General features: G+C 45.5%; 1 protein-coding gene. It reads left to right on the forward strand.

Going from position 1 to position 9065, the window contains the following annotated elements:
* Positions 1-171 precede the first annotated feature (171 nt).
* Positions 172-9042, forward strand: coding sequence for a PAS domain S-box protein (locus tag HRE53_RS04520; RefSeq protein ID WP_235109227.1), 8871 nt, complete (start codon positions 172-174; stop codon positions 9040-9042).
* The last annotated feature ends 23 nt before the right edge of the window (positions 9043-9065 follow it).

Here is a 9065-nt window from a genome sequence, read left to right on the forward strand (position 1 = left end):
AGGGCGATTCGCTGACATTGAGCCGGAACATGTCAGCAATGGGTTGGGAGATGGAGCAATACTCAACTCCAAATAATAATCTAGCTTGCGTCGGGAAATAGGGTTGAAAAAACACCTTTCTGGGCATGCTCAAGAATAATGGACCTTGTGGGGAAAATGGATCTTTCTGACATGCGCCTGACTCCAAGTGCTCGTTTGAGCGGATATACTCCCCTTGAGATGCTGCACGAGGGACAGAAGACGCAGGTCTATCGGGCCCTACGGACCATTGATCAACAGTCTGTTGTCATCAAAACCACGCCTCCTCAAGTGGTCTTAAGATTTTCTGATCACCTCGCCTTTCGTAATCAATTCGCCATTAGTCACAACCTGGATCATCCTGGGATTATCACAACATTTGGCCTAGAGTCTTACGACCAGACCTATGCCCTAGTGATGGAAGATATACAGGGGATTCCACTTTCACAATTCTTACAGGTTTCTGTTGCTCTCAAAGATGGGTTAAGGGTTGCCCTACAATTGGCCGAGATTCTGCATTACCTCGGTCAACAGCGGGTTTTACACAAGGATATCAAGCCTGCCAATATTCTGATACATCCCCAAACGCTGCAGGTTAAACTCATTGACTTTGGGATTGCTTCCCTCTTACCCAAAGAGACTCAAGAGATCAAAAACCCCAATACCCTAGAAGGCACCTTAGCCTATATGGCCCCAGAACAAACAGGCCGTATGAACCGAGGGATTGATTTTAGAAGTGACTTTTATGGCTTAGGCGTAACGCTGTTTGAACTATTTTCGGGACAACTGCCCTTTCAAGCAGATGAACCGATGGCATGGCTACATTGCCATATTGCTCAGGTGCCCCCTTCTCTAGGGGAGTTTGGGGTGCCAGAGGCTGTGGCGAATATCGTGGCTAAGCTCCTCGCTAAAAATGCGGAAGATCGCTATCAGAGTGCTTTGGGATTGAAGCATGATTTGGCACGGTGTCTGACGCAGTTGACGGAGCAGGGAGGAATTGAACGGTTTGAGTTGGGTAAAAGGGATGTATGCGATCGCTTCTTGATACCCGAAAAAATCTATGGACGGGAAGCGGAAGTTCAGAGCTTGCTAGATGCCTTTGAACGGGTAGCTGAGGGGAATTCAGAGTTATTGTTGGTAGCGGGTTTCTCTGGCATTGGCAAAACGGCGGTGGTCAATGAAGTCCATAAGCCCATTACCCAGAAAAATGGCTATTTCATCAAGGGCAAGTTTGATCAATTCAATCGAAATATTCCCTTTTCTGCGTTTGTGCAAGCCTTCCGTAGCCTGATGAGGCAACTCTTAGGGGAATCGGATGCTCAATTATCGAGTTGGCAGGCCAAAATTCTAGCGGCTGTGGGTGAAAGTGGCCAGGTTCTAATTGAGGTGATTCCTGAGTTAGAACGCATTATGGGGGAGCAGCCTGCCGTACCAGAATTGTCTGGAACCGCAAACCAGAATCGCTTTAATCTCCTCTTTAGCAAGTTTATTCAGGTTTTTGCTAAACAAGCGCATCCTTTAGTTATTTTCTTGGATGACTTGCAGTGGGCAGACTCAACCTCCTTTACCCTTCTCAAACGGTTGATGGCAGAGTCGGAGATAGGCCATTTACTGATAGTCGGTGCCTACCGAGATAATGAAGTTTATCCAGCCCATCCACTGATATTGACACTCGATGAACTGGACAAACAAAATATTGTTCTCCATACCCTTACCCTACAGTCGTTGCACCTTGGCCATATCAATCAATGGGTCGCGGATGCTTTATTATGCACCCCAAACATTGCATTTCCCCTCACCCAATTGATCTATCAAAGAACCCAGGGAAATCCTTTTTTTACAACCCAATTTTTGCAGAGACTCCATGGTGATGGACAGATCATCTTTGATTGTGATGCTGCCCATTGGCAGTGTGATTTGACGCAATTGCAGCAACTAACCCTTACCAACGATGTAGTGGAATTCATGGTCGGACGGTTGCAACAGTTGCCCGAGGAGACTCAGGACGTATTAAAAATTTCGGCTTGCATGGGAAATCAGTTTGACTTGGCAACCCTAGCTACCGTGTGTAAGAAATCTCAGGAGGATATCGCCAAGGCTTTATGGCCATCGTTGCAGCTCGGCTTGGTGCTCCCAGAAAGTCAAACCTATAAGTTCATGGCTGGGAACCACCGCATCCTGGAAATGGAACGAGATATCACGATTGATTATCGATTTGTTCACGATCGGGTCCAACAAGCTGCATATCTGTTAATTTCACCTCAAGAGATCCATAAAATCCATTTAAAGATTGGCCGTTTGTTATTGGCACAACTATCAGATAGTCAAAGAGATGAAAAAATATTCGACATTGTTAACCACCTCAATCTTGGAGCTGAGTTGGTCAAGCAACCAGATGAACGTTATCAATTGGCAATACTTAATTTAGAAGCTACCCATAAAGCCTTAGCATCAACAGCTTATGATGCTGCTTTTGAATATTCAAAAATAGGCAGAGAATTTCTATCTAAAACAGCTTGGGATACCCACTATCAATTGAGTTTAGATTTTTGCGATCTGGGTGCAAAATCTGCTTTTCTGTCTGGCAATCTTGATACAGCAGAATCTATTTCTAGATTAGTAGAGAAGCATGCTGACTCTATAGTTGACTGTGCTAATTCCTATGAAATCAGAACACAGATATATCAGAGTCAGAACCAACCTCAACGCGCATTTGATATTTCAAAAAACTTCTTGAATGCAGTGGGGATAGAGTTTTCAAATATAGCTGATGAAAAAATCATAGAAAATGCAATTCACTCCGTCAATCACATCCGGGCTGGGCGGTCTATAGAAGATTTAGTGAATCTAAGGGTGATAGATGACCCATCTCAAGAGATCGCTCTAAGAACTTTAGGAAAAATGTCGGTTACCTGCTTTCAGGTAAACCCAGAACTGTTCCCTATAGTGGTTGCTAAAAGCGTTTATTTATCTCTTAAGTATGGCAATACAGAGGCTTCCTCAATTGCATATAGTTTATATGCAATGATTATGCTTTCTGTGATAGATGATATTGAGGCAGCCTCTGATTATGGTCATCTGGCAATGGCCCTAATCAGCAAGCTTGATGCCAAGTCATTTGAAGCCAAGGTCATTAATATTTTTGCGTACATTATCAAACCCTTAAAATCACATACTAGAGACTCTTTGCCGGACTTAATGCGAGGTTTTCAATGCGGTATAGAGGTAGGAGATTTTGAGTTTTCAGCTTATTGCATTGCCGGATATTGCTTATTTTCCTATCTAGTTAGCCAAGACTTGAACGCTCTTAATATAGAATTCAAAAAATATAGTCATGAATTAGAGCGAGTCCAGCAATCTACTGGTCAATATTGGATCAATATGGTTCAGCAGTCAGTACTCAACCTCATCGGTAGGAGTCAAGATCCGACTGTACTTTGTGGAAGTGCCTATGATGAATCGATCAGTTTACCCATTCATCATCAAAATAATGACGCTGAAACGTTGCGCTTCTTCTATTTCCATAAGATTGTTCTGAACTATTGGTTTGGTGAATATCAACAAGCAATTCAATATTTAACCGAGATTGAACCATATATTGTCTCTAAGCAGGGGACTCCAACGGTTTGTCTCCTGCTGATGTATGATTCTCTAGCCCATTTAGGCGGGGATAAATCCATACAGGACCAAGATTCTGTTTTAAAGCGGGTGAATCATAATCAGACCAAGCTGCAGAAATGGGCCACTTCAGCGCCGATGAATTATCAGCATCGTTGGGACTTAGTCGCGGCAGAGAAATACCGTTATGAAGGCCAAAAATTAGAAGCGCTTGAGAAATATGAACAAGCAATTCTCGGAGCGAAGGAACATGAATATCTGCAAGAAGAAGCGCTTGCTAATGAGCTAGCCGCTAAGTTTTATCTGGAGTGGGGCAAGGAAAAAATAGCCTCAACTTATATGCAAGCGGCCTATCACTGTTATGCCCGATGGGGCGCTCAAGCAAAAACGGATGATCTTGAACGACGCTACCCCGAATTAATCCAACCCATCCTGCAGCAAACACCTCGCTCTTCCCACCCACTGGACACCCTTGCAAAACTTGGCGCACCCAACCTATCCATTCACTCTTCTACTTCAGCCTACTCAACCCAGACCAACCTCAATGCGACGTTTGATTTTGCTGCAATTCTCCAAGGTGCCCAAGCCCTTTCAGAAAGTCTACACCTGGATGAATTGCTAGAAAAACTCGCCCCAATGATGCTGCAAAACTCAGGTGCAGATCGATTGGTGCTCTTACTCCCCGAAGCTGATGACACTTGGCTTATCAGAGCTACTGCGACGCCTAAAACGATACAACTGTCCTCAGTTCCCCTTGGTGAGTATCCGGATCTACCCCTGCAACTGATTCAGTTCGTTAAAAATACTCAAGAAGCTCTGGTTGTCGATAATTTAGAAACCGATTTACCCATTATTGACAACTATCTGGGAACCCACCAACCCCGGAGTATTCTATGTTTACCGATTTTGCATCAAGGCCATTTGACGGGTCTACTGTACTTGCAGAATCAATTGGCGTCGGGGGTATTTACATGCGATCGCATCACCGTCCTCAACTTTCTCTGTGCCCAAGCAGGCATCGCGATTGAAAATGCTCGTCTGTATGAGCTAGAGAAGGATAGAACCACACATTTGGCTGTCTCGGAACGACGTCTTCAAACCTTATTTGACCAAACCGCAGATGCAGTCTTTTTATTGGGCGAACAAGGATTTATTGACTGTAACCAGGCTGCCCTTAACCTCCTCGGATATGCCAGTAAGTCTAAAGTATTAGCGCTTCATCCTCATCAGATTTCTCCTGAGCGGCAGCCTGATGGTCAGCTTTCTGCAGATAAAATGGCACGGTTAAATCAAGAGGCCTTACAAGGAGGAGGTTTAAGGTTTGAATGGCTCACTCGGCATAGTAATGGAGAAAACTTTTGGGTAGAAATTACCCTCACCCCCATCCAATATCAATCAGAGATGATTCTCCATAGTGTGGTTCGAGATATTAGCGAACGTAAGCAGCTAGAACAAGAACAGGTCCGCCTCATAGCCGTTCTTGAAGCAACCCCTGATTTTATTGGCATTTCTAATGCTAAAGGGGAGGACGTGTGGTGTAACCAGCAGTTGGCCAATCTTCGACCAGATCTAGCTGAGCCAAGTCAACGATGTATTTCCAACTTTCATCCGCACTGGGTGAATGACTTAGTAGTGAAGGAAGTACTTCCTACAGCCATTCAGAAGGGGAGTTGGTCTGGAGAGCTAGCCGCCTTAGATGCTGAGGGGAATGAGATACCGGTTTCACAAGTTGTGATTGCCCATAAAGCCGCAGATGGAACCGTTGAGAACTTTTCAACGATCATGCGAGATATTAGCGATCATAAACAAGCCGATGAAAACTCCCGCCTGCTTGCATCCGTTGTTGAGTCGTCAAATGACGCGATTCTGACGAAGAGCTTAGATGGCATAATCACGAGCTGGAATCAAGCTGCCACAAATTTATTCGGGTATTCGGAAGCTGAGGCACTGGGACAATCTATCTTAATGCTGTTTCCACCAGATCGACTCCAGGAAGAACCCCACATTATTGCTCGTCTTCAGAATAAAGAGTGTATCGAGAACTTTGAAACCGTTCGCCTCCACAAAGAGGGTTATCCGATTGATCTTTCAGTCACCATCTCCCCTTTAGTGAATAGGCAGGGTGAGGTCGTTGGGGCGTCCAAAATTGTCAGAGATATTCGCGATCGCAAAATAGCTGAGGATGCCCTGCGACAAAGCGAAACTAAATTTCGTAATCTGCTCTCAAATCTTGATGGCGCGGTTTACCGCTGCCAAAACGATGCGAATTGGACCATGGAGTTTATGAGCGATGCCATTACAGTCTTGTCTGGCTATCCCGCTTCGGACTTTATCAATAATCTCAACCGCACCTATGTCAGCATTATCCATCCCGATGATGTGGAGCAGGTTAATCAGACCATTAACAAGGAGCTGACTGCACATCACCCCTTTTCAATGGAGTATCGTGTCCTCCATCGAGACGGCTCAGTTCGTTGGGTGACTGAGAAGGGAAAGGGGATTTTTAATGCTGAACACCAACTCCAATACGTAGAAGGTGTCATTGTCGATATCACCGATCGCAAATGGGCAGAACTTGCCCTTCAACTCAGCGAAGCCCGCTCCAATGCAGCCTTTCAGCAAGCTGCCATTGGCATTGCTGAAAGTGATGTGCAAGACGGCATCATTACTCGGGCAAATGGTTATTTCTGCGAGATGGTGGGTTATTCTCCAGACGAACTCAGAACGATGACTGCCGCCGATTTGACCCACCCGGATGATGTAGAAGAATCTGGCAGACTGATGCAGTTGCTTGACAGTGGCAAAGTCAGTCATTTCACTACCGAAAAGCGATATGTTTGCAAAAATCGTAGGGTTGTCTGGTCATCCACCACAGTAACCCTCGTGCAGATGCCGGATGGGAATTCCCAATATCTAGCGATGATTCGAAATATTAGCGATCGCAAAGTCGCAGAACTCGCCCTAAAAGACAGTCAAGCTCAATTTCGACGCATGACTGAGAATATACCGGGGATGATTTATCGCTATGTTTTGCATCCTGATGGTCAGAATAAGCTGACGTATATCAGTTCCCAGGTCAGAGAAATATATGAAGTGGAACCAGAAGCGGCACTCCAAGATGCCAGCAAGCTTTGGGAAAGAGTCCATCCCGATGACCTTCCCCTAGTCAAGGCTGAGGCCCAAATATCTGCTGAAACCTTGCAATCGACCCCGGTCGAATGCCGCCTTCTATTGCCCCACAAAGGGCTGCGCTGGATTCAATTGATTGCTCGAATAGAACAATTAGATAATGGCGATATCGTTTGGGATGGCGTTGCCCTAGATATCAGCGATCGCAAAGCTGCTGAAGCTAATCTACGCTTTAGTGAAAAACGATTTCGGCGAGCCATTGAAGGTGCCCCTTTCCCCATCATGCTCCATGCCGAAGATGGTGAAGTTCTTCAAATCAATGCGACTTGGACCGAGTTGACGGGTTACAGCCATGCCGACATTCCTACCACTCAAGATTGGGCACAGTATGCCTATGGGGAAGATGCTGCCAGAGTAATCAAAGAGGTGATGGCCAAAAAGTATACCCTCACCTCTCGCTGGGAAGAAGGTGAATTTACCATTCGAACCCAGGATGGTGATCCACGTCTCTGGCAGTTTAGCTCCGCTCCCTTAGGGGTTTTACCCGATGGTCGTCGAACGGTGATTTCTATGGCCGTGGATGTCACCCAACGGCGACAGGCTGAAGACAATCTTGAACAGGCCAATCAGCAGCTAGCAGAATACTCCCACACCCTAGAGCAAAAAGTTGAGGAACGAACCCAGGCGTTCCAAATTGCGAAGGAACAAGCGGATAGTGCCAACCTGGCGAAAAGTGAATTTCTGGCCAATATGAGCCATGAACTCCGTACACCCCTGAATGGCATTCTGGGTTACGCCCAAATTCTCAATCGTTCTACCACCCTGAATGCCAAGGAGCACCACGGCATTACCGTCATCCACCAATGTGGCTCACATTTACTCAGCCTTATAAACGACATCTTAGATCTGGCCAAAATCGAAGCTCGAAAACTGGAACTTGCACCCGCTGAAACCTATTTGCCTGCTGTGCTTCAAAGTGTTGTTGAAATATGCAAGATCAAAGCCCAGCAAAAAGGCATCGCTTTTGTCTATGAACCCAGTCATGACCTACCGGGAGGGGTGAGTGTCGATGAAAAATGTCTGCGGCAAGTGTTGATCAATTTATTAGGCAATGCCATCAAATTTACGGATCATGGAGCGGTTGCCCTACAAGTCGAAGTTTTGAACACCACTGAAACGGAGGCTTCACTGTTATTTCAGGTAATGGATACGGGAATTGGCATTGCTGAGACTGATCTCTCCAAACTCTTTGATGCTTTTGAACAAGTTGGATCTCGCGATCGGCGGGCGGAAGGCACCGGTTTGGGACTTGCCATCAGTCAACGCCTTGTCCAGCTTATGGGTCACAGCATTCAGGTTAAAAGCCAAGTGGGAATAGGGAGCGAGTTCTCCTTTATGATTAACCTCCCTCTGATCGAGAATGGGGTCCGATATCAGTCCATTTTTAACAACCAGGATCGCATTATCGGCTACCAAGGTGAGCGCAAGCGGATTCTCGTTGTGGATGCTCATGAAGACAATGTCGTCATGCTTTGCAACCTCCTGGAACCCCTCGGGTTTAAGGTCGATATCGCTCATGATGACTTAGAGGCTCTAAATAAACTCAGCAATCACCCCGACTTGGTGTTAACGGATATATCCATGCCAGTGATGGATAGTTTTAAGCTATTACGGCATATTCGGGATGATGCAGATCTCCAAACCCTCAAGTTCATCGTTTCCTCAGCCTCCGTCGATCCGGTCTACCAACAGCAAGCATTAGACGTGGGCAGCGATGCATTTCTAGCTAAACCCATTGATGCCCAAGCCTTGTTTCAAATCTTTTCTGAACAGCTCAATTTAGACTGGATTTATGAAGTGCTAACCCCCTCACCTGAGCAAAGGGAGGTTGCTTCGCCAGAAATGATATCTGAAGCAACCCAGACTATCAGATACGCTTCGACCATTGCTCAACAGAGTCTGATCAATGGTCAGCTAGAATTGCCGAGGGTTGATGGAGGGAGGCCGTCTCTAGACGTACACAACTACTCAGTCAAGGGAAAAAAACAGCCTTTAAAAGTGGTTTATCCACCCAAGGATACCTTAGAGAAACTAGTAGATATGGCAAATAAAGGTAGTATATTTGAGATCAAAGATGAACTGTTAGCGATTCATCTTACCCATCCAGAATGTCAATCCTTTTGCCAGAAAATCTTGCATTGGTCAGACCGCTTTGAACTGAATAAAATTCAAGCCTTTTTACAAGATGCTTACGAAAATCATCGGAATAACAGATAGAAAAAGTGGTCTATTTTATCGTC

Origin of the sequence: Acaryochloris sp. 'Moss Beach', from assembly GCF_021497025.1 — a bacterium.
Classification (GTDB): domain Bacteria; phylum Cyanobacteriota; class Cyanobacteriia; order Thermosynechococcales; family Thermosynechococcaceae; genus Acaryochloris; species Acaryochloris marina_A.